The sequence below is a fragment of the Methylobacter sp. genome (genome assembly GCF_004322395.1).
Lineage (GTDB): Bacteria > Pseudomonadota > Gammaproteobacteria > Methylococcales > Methylomonadaceae > Methylobacter_A.
This window is the reverse complement of sequence record NZ_SCTW01000028.1, coordinates 1-22924: the sequence shown is the minus strand read 5'-3', so window position 1 is coordinate 22924 and position 22924 is coordinate 1. Positions and strand designations below refer to the sequence as shown.

22 protein-coding genes and 1 tRNA gene are annotated in these 22924 nt (G+C 45.3%); 10 read left to right on the top strand and 13 right to left on the bottom strand.

From position 1 onward, the window contains the following. Positions 1-51: 51 nt before the first annotated feature. The 11 genes from flgL to flgB all read right to left on the bottom strand — a co-directional run bounded on the left by flgL (position 52) and on the right by flgB (position 11236). The gene (gene flgL / locus EPO18_RS03765; protein ID WP_292430712.1) at positions 52-1329 is read right to left on the bottom strand and encodes a flagellar hook-associated protein FlgL; all 1278 of its coding nucleotides are present in this window, start codon (positions 1327-1329) and stop codon (positions 52-54) included. Positions 1330-1340: 11 nt separating this feature from the next. Continuing rightward, positions 1341-3146 carry a flagellar hook-associated protein FlgK gene (gene flgK / locus EPO18_RS03760; RefSeq protein WP_292430710.1) on the bottom strand — a complete coding sequence of 602 codons (1806 nt, stop codon included), beginning with the start codon at positions 3144-3146 and terminating at the stop codon, positions 1341-1343. A 43-nt stretch (positions 3147-3189) separates the two neighbouring features. Further along, positions 3190-4206 (bottom strand): flagellar assembly peptidoglycan hydrolase FlgJ, encoded by a 1017-nt coding sequence (flgJ, locus tag EPO18_RS03755; RefSeq protein WP_292430707.1) that lies wholly within the window; start codon positions 4204-4206, stop codon positions 3190-3192. Positions 4207-4263: 57 nt separating this feature from the next. Next, positions 4264-5367 (bottom strand): flagellar basal body P-ring protein FlgI, encoded by a 1104-nt coding sequence (locus EPO18_RS03750; protein ID WP_292430704.1) that lies wholly within the window; start codon positions 5365-5367, stop codon positions 4264-4266. Between the two features lie 15 nt (positions 5368-5382). Next, positions 5383-6087, bottom strand: a complete 705-nt coding sequence (gene flgH, locus EPO18_RS03745; RefSeq protein WP_292430701.1) for a flagellar basal body L-ring protein FlgH — start codon at positions 6085-6087, stop codon at positions 5383-5385. Positions 6088-6102: 15 nt separating this feature from the next. Continuing rightward, entirely contained in the window at positions 6103-6891 is a 789-nt protein-coding gene (flgG, locus tag EPO18_RS03740) for a flagellar basal-body rod protein FlgG (RefSeq protein WP_292430698.1), read from the bottom strand. A gap of 184 nt (positions 6892-7075) precedes the next feature. Further along, positions 7076-7819 carry a flagellar basal-body rod protein FlgF gene (gene flgF / locus EPO18_RS03735; RefSeq protein ID WP_292430695.1) on the bottom strand — a complete coding sequence of 248 codons (744 nt, stop codon included), beginning with the start codon at positions 7817-7819 and terminating at the stop codon, positions 7076-7078. Positions 7820-7900: 81 nt separating this feature from the next. Continuing rightward, complete coding sequence (locus EPO18_RS03730; RefSeq protein WP_292430692.1) at positions 7901-9715, bottom strand: flagellar hook protein FlgE; 1815 nt, start codon at positions 9713-9715, stop codon at positions 7901-7903. Between the two features lie 15 nt (positions 9716-9730). Continuing rightward, positions 9731-10414 (bottom strand): flagellar hook assembly protein FlgD, encoded by a 684-nt coding sequence (locus EPO18_RS03725; protein ID WP_292430689.1) that lies wholly within the window; start codon positions 10412-10414, stop codon positions 9731-9733. A gap of 10 nt (positions 10415-10424) precedes the next feature. Beyond that, a complete protein-coding gene (gene flgC, locus EPO18_RS03720; protein ID WP_292430687.1) occupies positions 10425-10841 on the bottom strand; it encodes a flagellar basal body rod protein FlgC in 417 nt (138 codons plus the stop codon). 2 nt (positions 10842-10843) lie between these two features. Beyond that, positions 10844-11236, bottom strand: coding sequence for a flagellar basal body rod protein FlgB (flgB, locus tag EPO18_RS03715; protein WP_292430684.1), 393 nt, complete (start codon positions 11234-11236; stop codon positions 10844-10846). 429 nt (positions 11237-11665) lie between these two features. Between flgB and flgA the strand changes: the two genes are divergently transcribed. From flgA to EPO18_RS03690, 5 genes are all read left to right on the top strand, one after another. Beyond that, positions 11666-12364, top strand: a complete 699-nt coding sequence (flgA, locus tag EPO18_RS03710; RefSeq protein ID WP_292430681.1) for a flagellar basal body P-ring formation chaperone FlgA — start codon at positions 11666-11668, stop codon at positions 12362-12364. A gap of 83 nt (positions 12365-12447) precedes the next feature. Then, positions 12448-12756 carry a flagellar biosynthesis anti-sigma factor FlgM gene (gene flgM / locus EPO18_RS03705; RefSeq protein WP_292430678.1) on the top strand — a complete coding sequence of 103 codons (309 nt, stop codon included), beginning with the start codon at positions 12448-12450 and terminating at the stop codon, positions 12754-12756. 2 nt (positions 12757-12758) lie between these two features. After that, positions 12759-13253, top strand: a complete 495-nt coding sequence (locus tag EPO18_RS03700; protein ID WP_292430675.1) for a flagella synthesis protein FlgN — start codon at positions 12759-12761, stop codon at positions 13251-13253. A gap of 230 nt (positions 13254-13483) precedes the next feature. After that, positions 13484-13560, top strand: a tRNA-Arg gene (locus EPO18_RS03695). Between the two features lie 186 nt (positions 13561-13746). Further along, on the top strand, positions 13747-15006 hold the full coding sequence (locus EPO18_RS03690) for a DEAD/DEAH box helicase (protein WP_292430672.1): 1260 nt from the start codon (positions 13747-13749) through the stop codon (positions 15004-15006). Between the two features lie 340 nt (positions 15007-15346). On the opposite strand, the gene EPO18_RS03685 is transcribed toward EPO18_RS03690, so the two are convergent. After that, positions 15347-15712, bottom strand: a complete 366-nt coding sequence (locus tag EPO18_RS03685; RefSeq protein ID WP_292430669.1) for a tautomerase family protein — start codon at positions 15710-15712, stop codon at positions 15347-15349. Positions 15713-16020: 308 nt separating this feature from the next. On the opposite strand from EPO18_RS03685, the gene EPO18_RS03680 reads away from it, so the two are divergent. Beyond that, positions 16021-18429 (top strand): hybrid sensor histidine kinase/response regulator, encoded by a 2409-nt coding sequence (locus tag EPO18_RS03680; RefSeq protein WP_292430665.1) that lies wholly within the window; start codon positions 16021-16023, stop codon positions 18427-18429. Between the two features lie 467 nt (positions 18430-18896). Here the strand turns inward: EPO18_RS03680 and EPO18_RS03675 are convergent, their stop codons facing one another. Continuing rightward, positions 18897-19478, bottom strand: a complete 582-nt coding sequence (locus EPO18_RS03675; protein WP_472850872.1) for an IMPACT family protein — start codon at positions 19476-19478, stop codon at positions 18897-18899. A 224-nt stretch (positions 19479-19702) separates the two neighbouring features. Here EPO18_RS03675 and EPO18_RS03670 point away from each other — a divergent pair, with 224 nt between their 5' ends. The 4 genes from EPO18_RS03670 to rlmN all read left to right on the top strand — a co-directional run bounded on the left by EPO18_RS03670 (position 19703) and on the right by rlmN (position 22570). Further along, the gene (locus tag EPO18_RS03670; protein WP_292430662.1) at positions 19703-20431 is read left to right on the top strand and encodes a DUF3581 domain-containing protein; all 729 of its coding nucleotides are present in this window, start codon (positions 19703-19705) and stop codon (positions 20429-20431) included. A 154-nt stretch (positions 20432-20585) separates the two neighbouring features. Continuing rightward, on the top strand, positions 20586-21050 hold the full coding sequence (locus tag EPO18_RS03665; RefSeq protein ID WP_292430660.1) for a GyrI-like domain-containing protein: 465 nt from the start codon (positions 20586-20588) through the stop codon (positions 21048-21050). A gap of 52 nt (positions 21051-21102) precedes the next feature. Further along, a complete protein-coding gene (locus tag EPO18_RS03660; protein ID WP_292430656.1) occupies positions 21103-21435 on the top strand; it encodes a hypothetical protein in 333 nt (110 codons plus the stop codon). Positions 21436-21508: 73 nt separating this feature from the next. Further along, positions 21509-22570 (top strand): dual-specificity RNA methyltransferase RlmN, encoded by a 1062-nt coding sequence (rlmN, locus tag EPO18_RS03655; protein WP_292430653.1) that lies wholly within the window; start codon positions 21509-21511, stop codon positions 22568-22570. The last annotated feature ends 354 nt before the right edge of the window (positions 22571-22924 follow it).

The following is a 22924-nucleotide window of genomic DNA, read 5'->3' as shown; positions in this document are numbered from 1 at the left end:
ATGAGATAGGATTATTTACTGATTAAAAACAGAATTCGAAAAAGCCCTAAGTTAGAGATAATTAAACAGCGATAATCCTTTCACTTTGGCAAAAGTTTGTTGAGCGGCCTGCAAAGCAGTAGATTGCAGTTGAAACCTGCTGATTGCATCGGCGTAATCAAGGTCGTGAGTCTCAGAAAGCGTTGTCTTAGTGTCTAGAACAAATTTTTCATTTTGGGCTTCTTGATTATCCAAAGCATTCATCCTCGCTCCGACACTGGTTCTTATTTCCAAAAAATTATCCAGTGCCGCATCAAGATCGCCTAACACACCGCCAAGTTGGCTTTGAAAGGTTTGCGCATTAACCCCTGAATTGATTTGACCGTTGCTAAAACCGGCATCCGTTAAGAATGTGCCTGATGTATTGTTGATTTTTATATTGGAGACCGCCCCTGTGGCTACCGAAGCAAACTCAATTCTATTACCGTTGCTTCGCGCTTGAATATCAGTAGATAAAGCGCCTATTTGCGTATTAATCTCAGCAACAACGTCATCGATGCTTGCGAACGTTAAACCACTCAAATCTATTGGTGCGGTAACCGGTCCCGGATTGGCAACCAAATTGAATTGAATTGTCGCCGCAGAATAATCCAACCCATAGCGCAAGAACCGGTCACCGGTTATTACGCCGGAAGTGGGATTAAGCGACGCACCCAATCCATCGGACAACGCCTTTAAAGTATTAAAAATACTGCGCTTGCCATTTTCGTTAGCAGTCGGACTGCTTGAACTGATATTTTCAAATACATTAAACCCTAGATCGCCATCAGCTACTTGCCTTGCGGCACCTATTTGCAGAACCCGCTGCTGCGTACCGCCTTGATAAACGTATTCCCCTGTAGCTTGTTTCGCAAAAGCCGGTACGGTCGATAGATCGCCTGAAAAAATGAATTCGCCATTGGCATTCTGAGTGTTTGCTACACCGGCCATTTGCTCAATTAAGCGGTCTATTTCAAATTTGATCGATCGCCTGTCACTGGCACTTAGGATATCGTTCTTAGCTTGAACGGTCAGGTCTTTGGCGCGGAATATGATGTTATTCGCCGTTTCCAGCGCAGACTCCTCAAGATTAAGCCGCCCGCGGGCTGTAGAAATATTATTTTGATGCTGCTCTGTTTTTGCAATCGTCTTATCTAAATTCAGCACCCTTACCGCTGCCGCAGGATCTTCAGCCGGTGTTGATACTTTAAGTCCGGAGCTTATTTGCTGCTGTATCTTAGCCAGCTTAGTTTGCTGACCGGCCATTGCGTTAACACTCAGTTGTTGTGCCCATGCTGTTGAAATTCTCATTGCTATCGCTCCTACCTAACTGCGCCTATCAAAGTATCAAATAAGGACTTAGCCACTGAAATAGATTGCGCGGATGCCTGATAAGCTTGTTGAAACTTTACTAAACTAGCGGCCTCCTCATCCAAATTTACCCCTGCCAAGCCTTCTCGGCTTTCCTTTGCCTGATTTAATAGCGCTTCCTGCGCCGAAGAACTCAGTTCAGAAGCCCGCGTCAAGGTTCCGACACCTGAAACAATTTGGCTGTAAGTATCATTAAATGAAGCTTTCCCGCCTAACATACTTAATTTATTCCTGAGATCGGCCAATTGTAATGCATTCCTATTATCGCTGGGCATTGCTCCGTTGATAATAACGGGATTACCCAATCCGTCCAGCACCGGCTGGTTGGTCACCGGATCGACTTCTACATTGGTGGCTGCCGCTACTTTTCTGGGATCGGAAATAGCAACCCCGATTCTCTGGGCCGCACTATAGGTCGGCCTGGCCATAAATTGATCCCCGACCGATATAGTTTTCCCCCCGCTTATATCAACTGTTATATCAATGCCCGGTAAATCGGTTGCATCGATATTCGCCGGCTGAGTTGCTGCAAACGACAAGGTAGAAATACCTGCCACCGTGGTGGCCGTAAGATTAATCACCTGATTGTCGCGAATTCTGGTCAGCGTGTAATCAACACCGCCGCCGGCATTAACATAACTTAATTTAAAATCGCTAAAATCCAGGTTTCCAGCGGCCGATGGCTTTGCATTAACATCCTGAAAATTAACATTAACGACTGCATTGCCTGCATTAAGCGAGCTCGGAGCAACAGGAACCTCAACACCGGAAAAGTTAAATAATGCCGATCCGGCCGTACCGTTCAGATCAAAACCTTTTTCATGAAGCGCGTTAATCTCCATCGCCAGGCCTGCTGCAACCCTGCCCAATTTTTGCTGTGCCGGATCCAATACTTCATCCCGAAACCGCAATGAGCCCGCTAGTGAACCGCCAGTGATCTGGTTAGTTACATTGATGACGCCATTGGTTGCTTTAAAGCCGATTTCCAGCCGGTTTGGATCAAATTCAGATTGAAGCGTAGTAAATTCCGCCGATTTGCCACCAATAACCAGAGTCTGTCCATTGCCGATAAAAACGCTGGAGCTACCATCCGCTTGCGGAACGACTGAGACATTAACGATTTTGGATAGCTTTGAAAGCAAAGCATCCTGCTGATCAAGCAAGTCATTGGGATGCCTCAAGCCTTGTCCTCTGCCTAAGTCATATATGAGCTGCACATTAATCTCAGCTATTGATTTGGCCAACGAGTTGATATCGGCAATCATTCCCGATATATCATTATTATTCTGCGTGCGTATCTCTTCAAACCTAAAGCCCATTGTATTGAAGCCCTGTGTTAAAAGTTCGGCTTCAGATAACAATACTTGCCGGGATGGGACTGATGACGGATCATCCGCAACCTCATTCATCGCATCAAAAAAACGATTCAAGGCCGGAGCCATACCGGTACTAGGGTCGGCCATTATATTGTCAACATGTGTAGCAAGCTGATGGTATCGATCCACCTCTCCAAACGCCGAGAGGCTGGAGCTCAATTGCTTATTAACAAACTGGTCGTAACTGCGCGTGACATTGGTAACATCAACGCCTTGACCGATATAACCATCGCCGGTAAATCGCGCCGGCATGGTACCTTGCTCTATGCGCTGGCGGCTATAACCTTCGGTATTTACATTGGAAATATTATGATTAACTGTCTCCAATGAACGCTGGGCGGCCATCAGACCTGTCAACGATGTTGATAATAATCCATACATGATAGCGTCCTATTCTAAAGGTTAGAGACAAAACTTAATTTGTTCATTGATTCATCGCCACGATGACATCAGGTTCAAATTCGTCCATCGTATTACCTTGGTAAATGCTTATTACCTTATTGGCGTATTGCGGGTCGGTTGCATAACCCGCCCGTTGTAACTCACGCATATATTGTTCCGCATTGCCCGCTTTTTTTAATGCATCGCCATAACGAGGATTACTTTTTATGAAGTCTACATAATCCTTAAAACTTTCCTCGAATGAATCGTAAGACCTAAATCCGGCATTAACTTTTTTAGCGATACCTTGGTCAAATTCCAAGGTAGCCACTTGCGCTTGCTTGCCCTGCCACGCTTTATCGGCCTTAATGTTAAACAAGTTAAAACTGTTGCCGCCATTGCTGTTTTTTATTACCGAACGTCCCCAGCCGCTTTCCAAAGCCGCTTGCGCCAAAATAACTTTGGGTTCCACGCCCAACTCCTTGGCCGCCTGGACAGCTAAGGGATGCAGTCTTCTGACAAACTCTTCCGCAGATTGTATCGGCAGGTTGTGATCATTGTTGAATGGAAATTCAACCATCTTATTAAACGGAGTTCCGTCTTGTATATAAGGAGTGATCTTAGCCTGATCATCTGTAGAGCCGGCAGATTTACCGCTTACTTGCCGATTAACGGCATGAGCCTGTTCAGAACCGCTTCGTGATAAGCCTCCCGACTTATTCAGATAGTCTTCAATATCCTGTTTCTCGTTTTTAGACTTATCATGGCTCAGTTGCTTGACGATTAAGTCAGCTAAGCCAACGCCGGGAGAACCCGACAAATGTACGGCTAGCTGCTGGTCATACATATCGTTGTAGAATTTGCTTTGATTATTGTCCATAGCGCCATCCGCCAGCTTGGCTTCACGCATACTTTTAAGCACGTTGTTTAAAAAAATCGATTCGAATTGCTTGGCAACTTCTTTCAATGCTTCAGGAGACTCTTTTCGGGCTTGGCCCTTTAATTTAGCCAAACCGTTAAAGTCGGTATAAACATCGGCATTTTGTGGTCCACTTAACATAACAACCTCCTCGTAAGACGGATTCGCGATAGCAATCCGCCACGATCAACAACAACTTTAGATAACAATTAATTCGGCATGCAAAGAACCGGCCGACTTCAATGCTTCAAGAATAGCCACCAAATCGCTAGGCGCAGCGCCTACGTTATTGACTGCCTTAACAATTTCATCCAAGGAAACGCCGGGATTAAATACAAACATATGGTTTTTTTCTTCTTCAATCTTCAGGTTGGATTTCGGTGTAACGACTGTCTGACCATTGGAAAATGCGTTTGGCTGACTGACCTGAGGATCTTCACTGATAGTGACTGTCAAACTGCCATGAGACACCGCCGCAGGCTGCACCCTGACCTTACCGTTAATCACGACAGTTCCGGTACGCGAGTTAACGATAACACGCGCCGGTGCATCGTCCGGAATAACCACCATATTTTCGACCACTGAAGCAAATGTCACTTTTTGATTGGGATCTACCGGTGCATTGACCCTAACAGAAGTGGCATCGAGCGCTTTTGCCGTATTAGCACCCAAAACTTTGTTGATGGAGTCCGCCATGCGGTTGGCCGTAGTAAAATCCGAAGTATGCAAATTAAAAATCAATGCATCGCCTTCAGCAAAAGAAGTGTTTACCGTACGCTCGACGGTTGCGCCGTTGGGAATGCGGCCCACATTGGGATTATTGACGGTTACGCTCGAACCGTCCTGGCCTGAAGCACTCAAGCCGCTGACAACCAGACTGCCCTGAGCGATCGCATAAACCTGTCCGTCAGCCCCTTTCAAAGGACTCATCAACAAGGTCCCGCCCCGTAAACTTTTTGCATCGCCCAGAGAGGAAACGGTGACATCAATTGCTTGACCCGGTTTGGCAAAAGGCGGAAGTTCGGCTTGGACAGAGACTGCCGCAATGTTTTTGGCTTTAGGGTCAATACCCGGAGGCAAAGTAATGCCAAGACGCGTCAACATATTGCGCAAGCTTTGCCCGGTGAAGTTCGTTTTATCGCCGGATTTATCCAGCCCGACCACCAAGCCGTAGCCTACCAGCTGGTTGCTGCGTACGCCCTCGATAGAGGCAATATCCTTAATGCGCTCGGCATGAACCGCATCGCTGAAGACGATGCCCAGCAAGGCTAAAAAGATAACATGCTTAGGTAATGTGTTCATATCCTTATCCTTATCTTAGAATGGGAACCAGGGGCTGTTCAGGACCCTTGCCAGCCAACCCATTTTACTTGCGTCGGCCAGGGCGCCCTCGCCTACGTACATAATCGTTACATCGGCCACTTTGTCGGAGGTGATAATATTGGCTGAGTTTATATCGACCGGCCTGACGATGCCGGACAGCCTGATGAATTCATCTCCCTGATTTAAAGTGACTCTTTTTTCGCCCCGCACACTTAAATTGCCGTTTGGCAACACATCGACAACCGTGACAGAAATATTGCCGCTTAAACTATTGCTTTGATCGGCCTTAGCTTCCCCGGTAAATTCTCTGTTCGCCCTCAGACTGGCGTTAATATCTTGACCGCTCAGCATTTGTGCCCCCAAGGTATACATCGAGGGCGCGGTAACTGACATATTGGTGTCTTTTTTAGTGTCAAGATCGGCAGCCTTTTTTGCCTGCGTTCTTTCCAGCAGCGTAATGGTCAGCACATCCCCGATCCTTTTTGCCGTTTGATCTTCAAACAGACGCGTATCGTAACCGGATTGATAGATTGATCCGCTGTTTTGTATGGGCGGCCTTAAATCAGCCGGAGCAACCGGAGCGAATGCCGGATCTCTTGGCGGTATCGGTGTACAGGCCTCCAACAGCGACAGCACGACTGCGAGGAAGGTAAAACGTCGCATGGCGCGCGCCGTAAAAACCGTTTTTTGAGTAATCATGCCGTCCACCCTAACTTATAATTGTTGCGTCACAAAGGACAGCATCTGATCGGTTGTTGAAATCGCCTTGGAGTTCATTTCATAAGCCCGTTGCGTTTCAATCATATTAACCAACTCCTCAACGACATTGACGTTGGAGGTTTCCAATGAGCCTTGAATCAAAGTCCCATATTCCGCTTGCCCCGGTGTCCCTACTATCGGCGCGCCGCTGGCGGCGGATTCCCGATAAAGGTTTTCACCAATCGCCTCCAATCCGGTAGGATTGATGAAATTAGCGGTCTGGATTTGCCCTAACACGCTAGGTGCGGCAACGCCCGGCAACTTAGCCGATACCGTGCCGTCAGTACCGATAGTGATGCTCTCTGCATCTTGAGGCACAGTGATCGCGGGATTCAGCGTTAATCCGCCGGAAGTAACCAGCTGACCTGTTGCATCCAATTTAAAAGAACCGTCGCGGGTATAATTGGTATCGCCGTTCGGCATCAGAATTTGCAGGAACCCCCGGCCATTTATTGCCACATCCAAGGAGTTCTCGGTCGGCTGAACATTGCCCTGCGTATGCAGTTTTTCGGTTGCGACCGTTCTTACCCCGGTTCCCAATTGTAAGCCCGTCGGTAGCTGGGTATTTTGGGTAGATTGCCCGCCGACCTGACGTAGATTCTGATACATAAGGTCTTCAAAAACCGCCCGGCCCCGTTTAAATCCGGTGGTGTTTACGTTCGCCAAGTTATTGGAAATAACTGCCATTCTTGTTTGCTGGGCATCCAGACCGGACTTAGCTACCCATAATGCACGTTCTGTCATGATAATCTCCTCAGTGCCAATTTATTGTCTTACCTAAACAAAAGCATGATCCGTGCCATCTTTATTTTGAATCGCCCGAAACTCAAATCGACTTCCAAAAAAAAGCCGAGCTGGGCTCGGCATTCTGATCATCAAGCTGATGGGTATTTATGTTACTTAGCTAGGTCATGCCCCATTTGATTTCCTAGCCCATTTGCATCAGCCTGGCGCCCACCGCAGAGTTTTCATCCACGCTCTTCATCACCTTGGTTTGCAACTCAAAATTTCTTGCCAGTTCAATCATGTCCACCATCGCGGTAATCGCATTCACATTGCTGCCTTCCAAAACGCCCTGAGCCAGCCTGACATCGGCATTGGCTGCTACCGGCTGACCATCTTTAGCATGCAACAAGCCGTCATTAGACTTTTCCAGATTATCCCGTTCCAACTTAACCAGCTTAATCCGGCCAACCTCCACTTGGGTTGTCGCATTACCGGAACCCAGAGGAATAATGCTGATAGTGCCGTCGCTGCCTATAGTAAGTTTTTCCGCAGGCTGAATAGTAAGTGGCCCATCTTGTCCGAGCACTGACAAACCCGCACCGGTCTGCAATAAACCTTCCGGAGTAACGCGAAGATCTCCGGCACGCGTGTAAGCTTCTTTACCATCCGCTCCCTGAACGGCAAGATAACCTTCACCGTTAATCGCCACATCCAGATCGGCCCCTGTGGTTTGCATGCCCCCGGTAGAAAGATCGACCCATGGTTTTTCGTTCATCGCATAAACCCGGGTAGGGAAACCAGCCCCCGTCACCGGTCTGCTGCGAAACTGCTCCAAATCCGATTTGAAACCGGTAGTCTGCGTATTCGCCAAATTATTGGCATTTGCCGTTTGAGCCAGCAATGTTTGCTTGGCTCCACTCATTGCAATATATAGACTACGATCCATAACAGCTCTCCTTTACCTTAGAACCAGAACTTTAAAAAATAAGACAGCAAACACCATTCCACTAACTTAGAAAATATTTAATTACGCATTCAAAATGGTTTGTATCAAGGTTTTTTCGGTGGTGATGGTTTGGGAATTAGCCTGATAAGCCTGCTGTGCAATAATCAACTTAACCAGCTGCTCGGACAAGTCCACATTGGAGCCTTCCAATGCCGACGATTGAATCCCGCCGAAATTGTTATCGCCGGCCGCACCATAAATAGGCGCGCCGGAACTTGAAGTCTGGGCCCAAGACGTATCCCCTAATTTAGCCAACGATTGATTGCTTTGAAAGCGCGCCAACGCCACCTGCCCCAAAGCCTTGGAGCCGCCGTTACTGTACCGTGCAAACACAATCCCTGTGGCGTCTACATCAACACCCGTCAAATTACCGGCAGGCAAACCATCCTGATCCAAACCATTAACGCTAAAAGGCGTAGCGAACTGGGTACTGCCAAAAAAATCCACGTCGAATGCCATGGGAGCAACGCTTATATTAGGATCGATATTTGATAAATCGATAGCTCCAAAATCCACTTTAGTCACTTGCGCTGTGCTGGCAGCGGTAGCCTGAACAGCATTGTTATAGTTATTGGCCGCAGTCTGGGCGAGAACAGCATTAGCGGCCGCAGTAACGGCAAGACCAGCCGCAGTAGCGGCTGTAGCGGCATCAACGACAAGAGCCGCAGAAGTAGCATAAGCCGCAGCAGATGCAGCGGCAGTAGCGGCAGTAGTTTTAGCCGTAGTGGCAAGAGCTGCGGTAGCGGGAATACTGTTAATAGCAGCGGCAGCCGCAGAGGCAGAGGCAGCAGATGCAGATGCCACCAAGGCATTGGAAAGAGCGGTTGCGGCTAGGGCTGGACCAGTCGCACCAACTACAGGTGGCCAAGTTACAGCGCCCCCATTCGCCGCCGCAGCTGAAACAGACGCAGCCGCAGTATCCGTAGCAGTTGTACTCGCAGCCGTCACAATCGCTGCAGACTTAACGGCGGCAGCACGAACACCCACTTCATCAAGCAATCCTGACGCGGTGAACGTCATCGGTATGGGTAACCCTGGACTATTAAGGGTTGAAGATACTGTCGATGCCGGTGCTGTTGCCGGCGGTACTGCCTGCCCCCCCGTCGTAATTCCATAACCATCGAGAAATAAATAAGCATCCCAGACATTAGCCACCGGCGTTTTTACATAATAGGTCGATGCGATATGCGCATTGCCTTGGGTATCATAGGTAGTGATTGATGTTGTATTGTTATAAGACAAAGGGTTGGTAGGATCAAATACCGTAGTTGTCGGTAAATTGGCAGCCCCGTTGATATTCAATTTCATATTGATATTTTCGGTGGCGTTGGGCAAGCCTTGAGCGGTATCAATCGTTAGGGGCCTAAAAACGCCAACACTAAAACCTTCCGCTGCGGTAGTACCGTTAGGGGCAAAAGCCAGTAAATACTGGCCTTTATCATTAACCACATTACCAGAACTGTTTAACTGAAAAGCGCCATTGCGGCTATAAGCACTGGGAACCGAAGGATCCACCGGTGCCGATGGATTAGCCGGATCAGGAAGATTCACAGTATCAGCCAATACAAAAAAGCCATTGCCGCTGACCGCAAGATCGAGGCTGTTTTGAGTAGATTCGATATTACCCTGATTAAATTGCTGCGCCACTTCAGTGACTTTTACACCGGCGCCCGGTTGAGTCTTGCTGACGCCTCCGATACTGGTGGCGTAGACATCCGCAAATTCCGCCCTAGATTCTTTAAAACCGGTGGTTTGCGAGTTGGCAATGTTATTACCGGTTACCTGTAAACTTGTTGATGCGGCTTTTAAGCCGCTTAATGCTGTTGCAAAACCCATGTTACACCCCCAATCCTAAAGAATTTGTTTAACTTGATTAAAATTTACGCTGTCCAATCCGGTCAGGTTAACTTTTAAACCGTTGGCGCCGGTTCCCATGCTGACGCTGTCGACTTGCGATTTAATATCCGTTTCCATCATGGTATTTTTCCCATCGATATAGGCTGTCGCTTCGATTTTATATACACCGGGACTGGCCATGGAGTTATTTGAATTCACACCATCCCAGACAAAAGGCACTTTTCCCGGTCCTTGAGCGCCCAGATCTATTTTCTGTACAATTTCGCCGGTAGTTGAATTAATCACTTTGACACTGACATTAGGCGAGCTGTCCGATAGATTAATATCGCCGGATATCTCACCTCCGACTCCCAACAGCCCCTGCGTCCCCGGCACCAGTATGTTTCGCCCCACTAAACTCGTTGCCTGCAATGCCTGACTAGAGTTGATTGAACTGGCAAACTCGCCAAATGATTTTTGCAGATCCTGGATGCCGGATACCGTACCAAACTGCGCTATTTGCGTTAAAAACTCACCATTTTGCATGGGTTGCGAGGGATCCTGATGGGTCATCTGCGTGGTCATCAGCTTTAAAAATTGATCTTGCCCCAATGATGTTTTTTTAATCGCCGGCGGCGTATCCGATTTTGGTGTAACGGTTAAGCCGCTGTATTGATTTGCTGCATTTTGAATAGCCATCTTTATCCCCTTACTGTCCCATTTTTAAAGTCTGAAGCATCATTTGCTTTGCGGTATTCAACACTTCTATATTATTTTGATAAGAGCGCGATGCCGACATCATATTGGCCATTTCTTCAACCGTATTAACATTCGATTTAAAGATATAACCGTCTTGATTGGCCATAGGATGATGCGGGGCATACTCCATCACAGGAGCATCTTGGCTCTCGACCACACCCAGCACATTCACCTTGCTGGTCGCATTCTGCTTATTGATCGCATTATTTAGTTCAGCAGCAAACACCGGTTGCCTGGATTTATATACATCCGCTTCACTGCTACCTACACTGTTCGCATTCGAGATGTTGCTTGCGACCAGATTAAGCCTTAACGATTGGGCATTCATGCCGCTGCCGGCAATATCGAATATACTTAAAGAAGACATGATTATTGTCCTTTTATGGCGGTCATCAGGCCGGAAAATTTATTATTAATGAACTGCAAGCTGGCTTGGTACTGCACCGCATTTTCAGCGTATTTAGCCTGCTCAACATGAGCTTCGACGGTGTTGCCGTCTAATGACACTTGGTAGGGATTCCGGTACATTACATTTGCGCCAAATACTTGTTGTTGCGGTGCGATATGTCCCGCATGGGTGCGTTCCAGGGCCGTACCTGAAGCCATACTTTGTTTTAGCACCGACTTAAAATCCACGTCTCGCGCCTTGTAGTTGGGTGTATCCGCGTTTGCTAAATTAGCCGCCAGTATCTCGCCCCGTTTTTCTCGAAAAGCCAGTGCCTTAGGCTCAATGCCAAGTGCGGTTTCAAAATTAATAGCCATGATAATTACCTCATTAATTGCCTGTACAAGAATAAAAGCACAGCTTATGCCATAAATATATAGTCATTTAATATCAATAAGATATATTTATTTTGATTTATTTGTATCTACTCTTTAACCAACTACAATTAGAATATTTTTGAACAGTTCGGCAAAAAATAGCCGCCCATAGACTGTGCTTAACACCTATCAGTTTAACGAGAATGTCCAATACGTCTTTCCGGCAGGGATTCACTCCGGGCTATCCTGCCCGGAGTGAATCCCTGCCGGTATGACGTGCTATTTCAGCAAAGTGATAGGTGGTAAGTAGACTGTGAACAAGCAGATTGGGCAGACAAAGCCTATGTCAATAAATTGACTAAGAACTAAAAATAACTTGGCATCAATCGTGCTGTACAGTTTATATAAGTCATAAAATAGACATTAACAATGATAAAAAATATTCCACTCACTTTGGCATTGGCCTTTATTTTTTCCTTTACAGTTCATGCCGAACAAGGCTCGCAATCGCACGAGTCTATTGCTGAAGCTGTTAAAGTTTATATTGATCAAAATATAAATCTGCCGGGTGAATATGAAGTGTCTCTGATTCCATTGGATAGCCGGTTGAAGTTGCCTCAATGTGCAGAACCTCTGGAAGTATTCACAACCAATAATTTAATTAAGGCGGGCAGAACGACGATAGGCGTACGTTGTAATTCAGAAAAAAAATGGTCTATTTTTACTTCCGCCATTATTAAGACTTATCAAATGGTCGTTGTCTTGTCTCGGCCAATACAACGCGGCGAAATCATTACCCAGCAACATCTTGCTATCGAAAAAAGGGATGTGTCCAATCTGAGGGAAGATTTTGCCACTCAAATAGAACAAGTTGAGAATAAACAGGTTATGCGCCAACTAGACGCGGGAACCATTCTTAGCCTAAGAAATGTTGCCGATCCTAAGCTTATTAAAAGAGGAGATAGGGTTATTATCAGCACAACAAGACCGAATTTTTCTATCAAAATGAGTGGATTAGCGATGATGGACGGCACTAAAGGACAACTTATCAGCATTAAAAATCAGAACTCGGGACGTATCATTAATGCGACAGTAATAGAGCCTGGACTGGTCTCTGTTAACTATTAAACTCACACAGGAGAAATAACAGTTAAAGTTTTGCGTAGCACTGCCGATAAATGTCGTAAATAAAAGTTATCAAGGAATTTGACATGGCTATCGAAATAACCGGCAGAACAAATAGTCCGACGCTCATCAATACGCCCACAAAAAGCGGGGTTGATGGTGAGAAGAAAGTTGCTGTTACAAACACAGAACAAGACGACAGCGTTGCACTTACAACTACAACGCAAGAAATAAAAAAGGCCTTTGGCTCATCTTCTGCATCGCCCGTAGATATCGACCGGGTTAACTCCATTAAAAAAGCGCTTGCTGACGGAAACTACTCGGTAAACGCCGAAAACGTTGCAAAGAAATTGATCCAATTTGAAAAGTTAATGCACCAAGAAAACAGTACATAACTATGATAGAAAAAACCTACCCCATTTCGGAAAAACTAATCTTTAATGCACTGCAGTTAGCGCAGCAGCTTCATCAGGAACTCAATCGAGAAGCTGACGCCCTAAAAAAGACTCAGCAGGCTGAACTCATTAACAATATCGCTGCCAATAAAAAGCAACTGGTTGCGCAGCTCGAGCAGTTCAACACACAACTCACTCAAGTCTTGGCAACCGAGAAATTGCCTAATAATCAAGAAAGCATCAAAGAATATTTTAAAAGAGCTGAAACCGCAGGTTTGTCAACTGCCGAATCAACTGGCAATTGGACACAGCTTATGCTTGTTTGTGCTGATTGCAGAAACCTGAATGAACAAAATGGAGCCGGTATTGATCTTTTATCGCGTCACACCAAACGCTCGCTGGACATTTTAAAAGGCAAACCGGAGTTTGCAAATACTTACGGTTCCGATGGTTCAACCCAAAACGACCGGTATAGCCATACTCTGATTTCAGTGTAGCCACTTATTCCGCCAGGCAATATATTCAAAAATTCTTTTTAAGAAACAACAATATCGCACCCAGCAATTAATAAGCTTTCCCTCTATCATTCTTTGCAAAAATCTCTCATTATTTATAATTTAAGGGATTAATTCGTCCTGCAAACCAATGCTTTCTTTCGGTTTTTTTATGCATCCCGGAAGAACGAATGAATTAAATACCCATCTATGATAAAATCGGCTTTATTTTTGCCCCGATAGCTCAGCAGGATAGAGCGGTCCCCTCCTAAGGGACAGGCCGGTGGTTCAAATCCGCCTCGGGGCACCATTTAATCGACAACTTCCATAATCTTATACACGTGGCAAAAAACTGCCTCCGCCCCTTTATCAAAACGCCAATCAATACAATTAACTTAACCATTGTTCTTTGCCGCGTTTTTATTTAACCCAACACCCTTTTCACACGCTGTACGACATTTGTCATCAGCAAACTTTTATTGAGACTCTACAATATATGCCATTTTCCACTCTCGGTTTATCTGACCCATTGCTGCGCGCCATTGCTGATGCCGGCTATACCACGCCATCTCCGATTCAATCACAAGCTATTCCTGCCGTTTTAGACGGCCATGATGTTCTGGCAGCAGCACAAACAGGAACAGGTAAAACAGCAGGATTCACTTTACCTATCCTGCATCGTTTATCGCAAAAAGCCTACAGCAGTAATCGGCCGGTAAGAGTGCTGATATTGACGCCAACCAGAGAACTCGCAGCGCAAATAGGCGAATCGGTGAGCAAGTACGGAGCGCACCTGCATCCCCGTTTGAAATCGGAAGTTGTTTTTGGCGGGGTCAAGATCAACCCGCAGATGATGAGATTAAGAGGCGGCGTCGATATATTGGTTGCCACGCCTGGACGATTGTTGGATCTGGTTAATCAGAATGCGGTAAAACTCGATCAAGTAGAAACGCTGATACTAGATGAAGCCGACCGTATGCTGGATATGGGCTTTATCCGCGACATTCGCAAGATTATCGCCTTGCTCCCTAGAAAACGCCAAAATCTGCTGTTTTCGGCAACCTTTTCAGAAGATATACGCAAACTCACAACGGGGCTTTTGGTTAATCCGGTAAAAATCGAGGTAGCTCCTCGCAACACTGCTGCGGAATTGGTTGAGCAAGTCGCTTATCTCGTTAACAAAGCGAATAAAACAGAACTGCTCTGCCACCTGATAAAAGAAAATCGTTGGCAACAGGTTTTGGTTTTCACTACCACCAAACATGGTGCTAATCGGCTCACCGAAAAACTCAACAAGGTTGATATTAAGGCTGCCGCGATACACGGCAACAAAAGCCAGGGTGCCAGAACCAGTGCATTGGCAGGCTTTAAAGCTAATGAAATCAGAGTGCTGGTGGCGACCGACGTAGCCGCGCGCGGCATCGATATTAACTTGTTGCCGCATGTAGTCAATTTTGAGCTACCGAGAGCGCCTGAAGATTATGTTCATAGAATCGGCCGCACCGGCCGGGCAGGCGAAGAAGGCCAAGCCATATCACTGGTATCCCATGATGAATACAATTTCTTGCGCTTGGTTGAAAAGCTGATCGGTAAAGAGATTAAACGCGAACAAATTGCCGGTTTTGAGGCTTCCGCAGTTGCTCCGCCGATGCCGGCAGAGCCACCACGCAGACCGCGCCCCAGCAGAAACTCAAATCAGCTTCGCAGACCCGGCGGCAGTCAATCCGGAAACAAGCCTAAAGCGAAAAGCGCTTAGACTTGCAGGCGGGCCGCATAGACATCAAACTAAAGCATATTACCGCGAAAACACGAAGTTTACGAAGGAAGAGTAAGACAACAACTTCGTGTCCCGGCAACTGCTAAGTTACATGGATGTAATGAATACAGCTTATGCATAAGGCCATGGAAGGCCTGTAGTAGAGCAGCCCAGGAGCTGCTGCCGACGACTGCAAGGATGCAGGAGGTAGAGCAATGCAGGAGCAATTGCCGAGGAGCAGTTTTCTACCTACCTCCTGCATCCAAGCAATTGTGACTATCTGAGCTTGTCCAATAGCCGGATGCTGCTCAATCGCCAGTTTACTTTCTTCTCTGACTGCTTAAATCACGAACTGCGCCACTCCATCTCGAAACGACCAGTCAATATCATGGTTTTCCGTGATAGTAATAAAAATATTTGCAGGATCTATGCCCGGGCTTTCCGACAAGTTTTCAACGACTTTTTTATAAAAAGCTTGTTTTGCCTTGTTAGATCTACCTGCCCGCATAACAAGATGCATCATCACACGATCTTCTTCCCGAGCTTGCAATTGCAGGCATTCTGAATCAAGCTGATGAATGATTTGGTATCGGTCGTCCTCCGGGAACCCCATCGCTTCGATCACTGCCGAATTGATACCATCAACCACCGCCTTGATATATTCCGGCGACTTTCCCTTCAATATTGAAATTGTTACTAATGGCATAAGTTCTCCTGTCCAGGTTTAGATTGTTCCAGTACGATGGCCGTGGCCAATATCAATCGAGCAAGGCATTATAGCTCGGCCTAAGCACAGCATTGAATAAGCTGCTCCTTTTGATGGACTACTTCGGGTTGGTTTTGCCTGATGGCTGAAAGATAGAATTCGGCCATTTTCAGCCGTTCAAATTGAAGCCCCAAGCCGCCCTCTGAACGACAGATCACCGGCAGCAAGCAGTCCTTCATTTGTTGGGTGGACTAAATGAAATCGGGAATGATTTCGCTGACGCGCATTATTTCTTTGTGGGCAACACAATGACTGGAATACAATTCCAGTCAGTCAGACAACTAATAAAGTTCATGATAAAAACCTTAGCGATAGTCGCTCATCGATTGAAACAGTGGATTGCTGCCCACCTTCCTTTCCTCATCCCAAGGAATCGGGGCGGTATTCATCATATGTTGCTATCAGTTGTCTTGGTGGCATTGGCTTTGGTGATGCGCCTTTCAATTGCCCCTCTGAATGCAGGAATGCAGTACGTAGTATTCTTTCCTGCCGTCACCCTTGCTGCTGTCGCTGGCGGATTTAAGCCGGGATTGCTGGCCACCAGCATTGGAGCATTTTTGGCCACATACTTTTTTACACCTCCTTATTACTCGATTTCAATGGAAGTTTTGCAACGTGCCTTTGGGGGAAACATAGTGTTTCTCATGGATGGGCTTGTCGTGTCCATTTCTATTGAGGCGATGCATCGCTATCGCAAGCAATTAGCTCAAGAATTAAAAAAATCTATAGATCTAAATAGTGTATTAGAGGAAAGCACGCAGCATTTAAAAAACATCCTCGATAATCAATTTGCCTATGTTGTCTTGCTGGATACCCAGGGAGTAATTCTGGAAGTCAACAACGCTTTACTTGATTGGTCTGGTTACCGCCGAGAAGATGTCATCAACCAATACTTCTACGATTTACCGTGTTGGTCTTATAACGAAACGGTGCAGGCACAATTAATAGAAGCAATTGACGCTGCATTGAAAGGGCAAACATTGCGTTATGATGTGACAGTGAAAATAGGCGATGACTTCGTCGTCGTCGATTTCCAGATATCACCGGTACGTAACAAAGAGGGTCGTATAGTGGGGCTACTGCCAATGGCGGTCGATATTTCTTTGCGTATAAAGGCAAAGGAGGCTCTAAAAAAATCCCAAACCCAGCTGAAAACTTTCATTTACCAAGCGCCCATCGCCATCGCCATTTTCGACCGGAATATGAACTATCTGGAAACTAGTGAGCGTTGGCTCAATGAATTCAGCCGAGGTTATGCCAATCTGAATGGGCGTAACCATTATCAGGTAAACCCTGACTTGCCCGAAAAGTGGAAGCAGGTCCATCAGCAGTGTCTAAGCGGAGCCATGTTGAAAGATGACGAAGACATGTGGGTCCGGGCGGATGGCAGCAAATGCTGGTTACGCTGGGCGGTGATGCCATGGATCAATGAGAATGACGCAATCGGCGGACTTATCATCTCTGCTGAAGATATCACCGACCGCAAGCAAAACGAAGCTCATTTAGCCGAACAAGCTTGGCAACTGCGGGAAACAGACCGGCATAAGGATGAGTTCTTAGCGATGCTCGCGCACGAACTTCGCAACCCTTTGGCGCCAATCAGCAACGCAGTGGAGATACTGAAACTCACGGATTTAGAACCGGCCCGAATAGCCTGGTGCACCGACATCATCAACCGCCAGGTCAAACATCTTGTCCGGCTGGTGGATGACCTGCTGGATGTTTCCCGTATCAGTCGCGGCTTGGTCGAACTTAAAAAAGAATCGTTAGAGGTGCGAGATTTCATTCTACCAGCCGTGGAAACCTGTCAGCCGCTGATCGATACCCGTCGGCATACATTCTCCTTGGCGCTTCCGCCAGAACACCTGTGGGTCGAAGGTGACCGGATTCGGTTGGCCCAAGTAGTATCGAACCTCATTAACAATGCCGCCAAGTATACCGAGGAAGGAGGGCATATCGGGTTGTCGGTCGAAGCATCCGGCAACGAAGTTTGCATTCATGTCTCTGACAACGGAAGCGGCATTGATCCGGCTGATTTATCCCACTTGTTCGACTTGTTCTACCAAGCGGATCGCAACATTGACCGCTCTCAAGGAGGATTGGGCATCGGTTTGTCACTCGTTCACAATCTGGTGGCGAAGCATGGCGGCAATGTGCAAGCATTCAGCGCTGGCCGTGGACAAGGCAGCGAATTCGTGATTCGGCTGCCGCGGCTGATCCTATCCCCCTCTACGCTGCCTATTACTGCCGCACCTGCGGCCCCTGGCCCAAATAAACTCCGCATATTGGTCGTGGATGACAATCGCGATGTAGTTGAAAGCCTCGCTTTGCTGCTCGAAAGTGATGGGCACCAGGTGCTTACAGCTTACGACGGTATATCTGCGCTTGAAACAGCACGGATTGAGCGGCCCGTTATCATCCTGCTGGATATCGGTCTACCTGGGATGGACGGCTATTCGGTAGCCCAAGCGTTGCGACGGAACAACGGACTGGAGCGAACCATGCTTATTGCCCTGACAGGCTATGGACAGCCTGATGACCGGAAAAAGTCAATCGCCTCAGGGTTCGATGAATACTTGGTCAAGCCAGGCGATATTGAAAAGCTACGGAAATTGCTAGCCAGCTACCAGACAACCGGCTTTCATGAATCGCCATAATCGACAGATTAAAGTCGGAATCAAGATCACCTAAGCCTCAGAAAAATGAGCATGCATCTGACGACGGTATATCCAGAAACAGCTGTTCCATGGACTGCTTACTCATGGAAGTTGTCATTGATTCCTTCCGAGATTGAACGACGGCAAAGGGTCGTAACCGGATGTTCACCAATGGTCTTCGGTGATCCGGTTGGCTATATGTGTAGTTCTGCTTCTGGGGCTGTCTCGTCCATTGGAACTCCAATTGCAGTTTTTTGAACTCTTGTTACCGGAATCGGCACCGGAACCATTTTAAATCATGTGATTGGGAATATTCGATTCCACCCCTAAGCACAATGGATTCTAAGGGCTCTGATCAGATCGGAGCCTTTTTTATTGGTACTCTCTGGTCCTTCTGTCTTCTTTGGATTACATCTTGTCTATCATTGATAATAACTCTAGCATCAAGTTTCTTATTCATGCAGAGGTTATACAGGAGTAAATTGGCTTTCCAAGTCCCATTGCTTTTCAACAGGCAGTGTAACGGTTAGATGAATTTGTCCGGCAAAGACTTGCTCAAGAATTTGCCCGTTAACTTTTTTCAATGCGTAATCAAAAGACTGAAATCTTTCATAATCAAGCGTGAAATGAAGTGTTGTCATTTCTATGTAAGGTTGTAATGTCGATGTATCAATCACCTGTTTCGCCATGTGACCATAAGCTCTGTTAAGTCCACCGGCCCCCAGCTTCACTCCACCAAAATAGCGGATCACTACAATGAGTACATTAATGATGTTTTTACCTTCAATGTATTGAAAAATCGGTTTTCCTGCTGTACCTGTAGGCTCACCTGCGTCATGAAACCGATAAATAATGCCTTCATTTGTTTTTATGCGGTAGGCAAAGGCAATATGATTTGCGTGTGGATGTTCGGCTTGTAACGTTTTTAATTGATGCAAAACAACTTGATCGCTGGTGCAGGGAAAAATTACACTGATAAATCGTGATTTTTTTATAATATCTTCGAATGTATAGGATTCCGTAACATAAAACATTTTTGATTCTTTCAATTAGGTTTTGAGCATCTACTATTCGATAATAACTGCCTCTCATCATACCAGCCGCATGCAGCATTTTAATTACACTAATCTATAAGCAGTAGAATTGTTTGAATTTAATTAGGAGGATATGATGTAGCTCCCTACAGATTCTCTGCGGAACTGGTTAATGAAACCGGACATTAGCACTTACTAACGTAGAATTACTCCTTGCACCCATATTAGTAAATAACAATATGTTTTTAAAAGATTTTTATAGTATTCATAATGGCAGTGTCAGTATTGTCGCCGAACAAGCCAGTATGTTTGCCAAAGAAGTGGCACATGATTTCAATCCTTTACACGATGTTGACGCCAAACGTTTTTGCGTACCAGGCGATTTGTTGTTTTCAATGGCATTGGAGAAATATGGCCTAAGTCAAAATATGCACTTTATCTTTTCTGGCATGGTCGGACATGACGTATTATTGAACTTTCCGGACACCGATGCCGAACAGATTGATGTGAACGACAATCAGGGAAAAACCTATTTGCAGGTCGAACGTTCAGGAGGCCTTAGTAGGGATTCAGCATTGATTGAAAGCTTTATTCGCGATTATGTGGCTTTTTCAGGGCAAAATTTTCCCTATGTGCTGGTGCCGTTATTAGCCCAGGAAAATGTTATGTTTAACATTAACCGGCCATTGGTCATTTACGAAAGCATGACCCTGTCATTTGATCATCTTGATTTTCAGCAGGCGTCTGTGGAAATGCTGGAACCGAAGATGGAAGTCAACGGCAAACGCGCTTCGGCTTTTTTACACTTTCAGATTAAGGCGGGCGGAGATGTGGTCGGTACAGGCTTTAAAAAACTAGCGATCAGTGTGCCAAGTGATTATGAAGCTGAGCCGATGCAAGCATTTGTCGATGAATATCTAGCCAGGAAAAACGACTATCTAGGTAAATTGGCGGTGGTAGCCAGCTAATTACGCATGTCGACCAGCAAAGCCACCTGTGGTGCACGATCGTAAACTATTACTGACTTCCGCAACCGAACGCCGTCGACCAGGAACTAATGTTTAAGGTTGCCAGTCAATTGACGTGATGGCACGATGCCCGATATTCATCTTAGGAGGTTATATGATTGATACACCACAGCTCATTCAAACAGAAGAACAGTTAACCGCAGTCATCCATCTCACCGTTTCCCGTGCTGAAATCAGCAATGTCATGGGACCGGCCATTGCTGAAATAATGTCCACCATTGCCGCCCAGGGAGCCACCATCACCGGACCGTGCTTTTCTTACCACCAGAAAAGACCAACCGACATTTTTGATTTCGAGGTGGGTTTCCCCGTTAGTCAGCCAATCACTGCTGCCGGTCGCGTTAAGATGAGCAAATTGCCCGCCGTAAAAGTTGTCCGGACTATTTATCAAGGTGGTTATGAAGGACTTGGTGCAGCCTGGGGTGAGTTTTGCAAATGGATTGAAACCGAGGGGCTTAATGTGCAAGAAAGCCTATGGGAATGCTATCTAACAGACCCTGAGTCCAACCCAGATCCGGATACATGGCGCACTGAACTTAATCGTCCGTTGAGTGCATAAAGGCGCCGGCAGATGCTCAATTGGAATGAAATAAATCAAGGAATTTAACAAGATGAGATTAAAAGAAAAAGAAGTTGAAGTAGGCTATTTATATTTGACCACTGTCAATCAATATCGTGCTGTACTCGCGATGAAAGGTGAATTTTTGATTTATGCGCCCAGTTTGGAAAGGACTGCACCATTGAATCTGGATTATACAAAAATGCCGTTTGAAAATATGCCATTCAAGAAGTGCCAAATCAGTACCTTTGCCAAAAAGGATTATCAAGTATTTGGCGTCAATGGCACTGAAGCTATCAAACATAAATTGAATGAAATACAGCTAGCAGAAGCAATAGCACAGTGTAATGCCAAATCCGCTATTGCTACACTGTTAGCAGAATAAAGCCGTTACAACTGAAAAGTTTATAACTCAATATCAAATCCAATATTTCAAACTATTTGGTATTGGTAAAATATTGATATTACTAGGAGACATTTTTCTGAAACAATCCTTTTATGACCTAAATTACTCTGATTTAGAAACGGTTATAAATCAAAATAATTTAAACCCCTCAGCAGCGGCAGTTCTTTTTAATTGGCATTATAAGAAAAAAGAAACTACTCAATGCCATGATAAAATTGCCAAATGTTCATTGGCCTTTTTTCAAAATAATTTCGACTTTTCTCTACCCGAAATCGATACGGTTTATGAGTCAAAAAAAGATCGAACAGTAAAATTTCTTTTTAAGCTTAAAGACAATCATAAAATTGAAACCGTCCTAATTCCGTTTCATAACAAATATTCTATTTGTCTTTCATCGCAGGTTGGCTGTGCAATGAATTGTTCTTTTTGTTTTACCGGAAAACAAGGACTTAAAAGAAATTTGACTACAAGTGAAATTGTTGGCCAGTTTCTACAGGCTTGGCGTTGGTTAGCGAAAAATAGGCCTGGAGAAGAGAGAATTTTAAATATTGTTTTTATGGGACAAGGCGAACCTTTACATAATTTTGATGCCGTCAAAAAAGCGTGTGAAATATTTTTATCAAAACACGGAACTTCAATTGGTATTCAAAAAATTACCATTTCAACGGCTGGTTATATTCCTGGACTTAAAAGATGGAGCCAGGAAATTCCTGGAGTAAACCTTGCGTTATCTCTTCATTCGCCTTTTCAAGAAAAGAGGAATGAACTTATTCCCATTAATATAAAATATCCGCTCGATGAAGTATTAGTATATATTGACAAGATACCTTTAAATAAAAAGCAATTTATTACTTATGAATATATTCTGATAAAAGATTTTAATGATTCTCCAGATGATGCTGAAAAATTGGGAACGATACTGGCGGGTAAAAGGGCTTATATAAACTTAATTCCTTTTAACTCATTCCCAGGATCACATTACAATCGTCCGAATTTGGATAAAATTGAAAAGTTTAAAGAAGTTTTAGATACTTTTAAAATCCCGACTTTAATAAGAAGTGCTAAAGGCGATGATGTATTAGCAGCATGTGGTCAACTCAATTCTAAAAATTAAATAGCTATCAAGTGCCAGTGAATGGGGACGGACCAAGTCAACAATATGTTTTCATGGAAAAAAATACATAAAACCTGAAATTTAACCAATAAATCACCGGATGAGCCGGTGATTTTCATGTTACTCCTTTTAGAAGTAGCTTATCGACTAACTGCTAAGGGGCGTTAACCACTCGACGAACAAAGAGCCAACTCCTCTCAATTTTTGATCAATCTTGACGGTCGCTTGTCGGCCCAGACTGTGTCAAAACGTAAAGCTACCGATTATGGTGGAGATAATCAATCAATTATCGATTGAATCTTACTAAGAAGTGGTGGTATTCATCATAGGTTTACTAAGTTATCAAGGATAAGT

Coding starts and splice junctions, on each gene's coding strand:
- flgL (WP_292430712.1), bottom strand. CDS start 1,329: ATGAGAATTTCAACAGCATGGGCACAACAACTGAGTGTTAACGCAATG.
- flgK (WP_292430710.1), bottom strand. CDS start 3,146: ATGTATGGATTATTATCAACATCGTTGACAGGTCTGATGGCCGCCCAG.
- flgJ (WP_292430707.1), bottom strand. CDS start 4,206: ATGTTAAGTGGACCACAAAATGCCGATGTTTATACCGACTTTAACGGT.
- EPO18_RS03750 (WP_292430704.1), bottom strand. CDS start 5,367: ATGAACACATTACCTAAGCATGTTATCTTTTTAGCCTTGCTGGGCATC.
- flgH (WP_292430701.1), bottom strand. CDS start 6,087: ATGATTACTCAAAAAACGGTTTTTACGGCGCGCGCCATGCGACGTTTT.
- flgG (WP_292430698.1), bottom strand. CDS start 6,891: ATGACAGAACGTGCATTATGGGTAGCTAAGTCCGGTCTGGATGCCCAG.
- flgF (WP_292430695.1), bottom strand. CDS start 7,819: ATGGATCGTAGTCTATATATTGCAATGAGTGGAGCCAAGCAAACATTG.
- EPO18_RS03730 (WP_292430692.1), bottom strand. CDS start 9,715: ATGGGTTTTGCAACAGCATTAAGCGGCTTAAAAGCCGCATCAACAAGT.
- EPO18_RS03725 (WP_292430689.1), bottom strand. CDS start 10,414: ATGGCTATTCAAAATGCAGCAAATCAATACAGCGGCTTAACCGTTACA.
- flgC (WP_292430687.1), bottom strand. CDS start 10,841: ATGTCTTCTTTAAGTATATTCGATATTGCCGGCAGCGGCATGAATGCC.
- flgB (WP_292430684.1), bottom strand. CDS start 11,236: ATGGCTATTAATTTTGAAACCGCACTTGGCATTGAGCCTAAGGCACTG.
- flgA (WP_292430681.1), top strand. CDS start 11,666: ATGATAAAAAATATTCCACTCACTTTGGCATTGGCCTTTATTTTTTCC.
- flgM (WP_292430678.1), top strand. CDS start 12,448: ATGGCTATCGAAATAACCGGCAGAACAAATAGTCCGACGCTCATCAAT.
- EPO18_RS03700 (WP_292430675.1), top strand. CDS start 12,759: ATGATAGAAAAAACCTACCCCATTTCGGAAAAACTAATCTTTAATGCA.
- EPO18_RS03690 (WP_292430672.1), top strand. CDS start 13,747: ATGCCATTTTCCACTCTCGGTTTATCTGACCCATTGCTGCGCGCCATT.
- EPO18_RS03685 (WP_292430669.1), bottom strand. CDS start 15,712: ATGCCATTAGTAACAATTTCAATATTGAAGGGAAAGTCGCCGGAATAT.
- EPO18_RS03680 (WP_292430665.1), top strand. CDS start 16,021: ATGACTGGAATACAATTCCAGTCAGTCAGACAACTAATAAAGTTCATG.
- EPO18_RS03670 (WP_292430662.1), top strand. CDS start 19,703: ATGTTTTTAAAAGATTTTTATAGTATTCATAATGGCAGTGTCAGTATT.
- EPO18_RS03665 (WP_292430660.1), top strand. CDS start 20,586: ATGATTGATACACCACAGCTCATTCAAACAGAAGAACAGTTAACCGCA.
- EPO18_RS03660 (WP_292430656.1), top strand. CDS start 21,103: ATGAGATTAAAAGAAAAAGAAGTTGAAGTAGGCTATTTATATTTGACC.